Source organism: Streptomyces hygroscopicus subsp. hygroscopicus (assembly GCF_001553455.1).
GTDB classification, from domain to species: domain Bacteria; phylum Actinomycetota; class Actinomycetes; order Streptomycetales; family Streptomycetaceae; genus Streptomyces; species Streptomyces hygroscopicus.
Window position 1 is genome coordinate 1 of the sequence record NZ_BBOX01000664.1, and the last position, 957, is coordinate 957.

Here is a 957-nt window from a genome sequence, read left to right on the forward strand (position 1 = left end):
ACGGCTGAGGGGACCATGTAGTCCGGGAGTTTCTCCGCCATGTGTGTGCGGAGTGTGGCCGGGTCGGGGCTTTCGTCATCGGCCGGGACGACGTAGGCGACGAGGTGTTTGTGGCCGGGGCGGTCTTCGTGGGTGATGACGACCGCTTGGGCCACGGCGGGGTGGTGGGTGAGGACGGAGGCGATTTCGCCGGGTTCGATGCGGAAGCCGCGGATCTTGACCTGGTCGTCGGCGCGTCCGAGGTATTCCAGCTGGCCGTCGGCGCGCCAGCGGACGATGTCTCCGGTGCGGTACATGCGGGCGCCCGTACCGTCCTGGGTGTAGGGGTTGGCGATGAAGCGTGATGCGGTGAGGCCGGGTCGGCCGAGGTAGCCGCGGGCGACGCCGGCACCGGCGAGGTACAGCTCGCCGGGTACGCCGACCGGGACTGGCTGTAGTCCGGTGTCCAGGACGTAGGCGGAGGTGGTGTGGATGGGGTGGCCGATGGGTGCGGTGGGTTCGTGCCAGGTGTGGGTGGTGGGGAGGGTGTGGGCGGTGGCGACGTGGGTTTCGGTGGGGCCGTAGTTGTTGTGCAGTTGTGCTGTGGGGTGGTGGAGGAAGAATTCTCGTAGGGGTTCGGTGAGGGTCAGTGCTTCGCCGGCTTGGATGAGGTGCTGGAGGTGGGGGAGGTGGAGGTGTGTTTCGTTGGCGGCTTGGCATACCGCTTCGATGACGAGGTGGGGTGCGAAGAGTTCGGTGATGTGGTGTTCGTGCAGCCATTGGGTGAGGGCTGCGGCGTCCCGTCGTGTCGTGTCGGGGGGTATGACGAGTGTTTTGCCGGTGGTCAGTGCGGAGAGGGTCTCCTGCACGGAGACGTCGAAGCTCAGTGCGGTGAACTGCGCGGTGCGGGTGCCCACGCCGCCGGGCACGGTCATCGCATGCCAGCGCAGCAGGTTCACCACCGCGCCCGACGACATC

The 957-nt window shown here is 67.3% G+C and carries 1 protein-coding gene; it reads right to left on the minus strand.

The window, feature by feature from the left end:
* Window positions 1-957: AMP-binding protein (locus AXW62_RS39740; protein ID WP_159061127.1), on the minus strand; the 957-nt coding region annotated here is incomplete at both ends.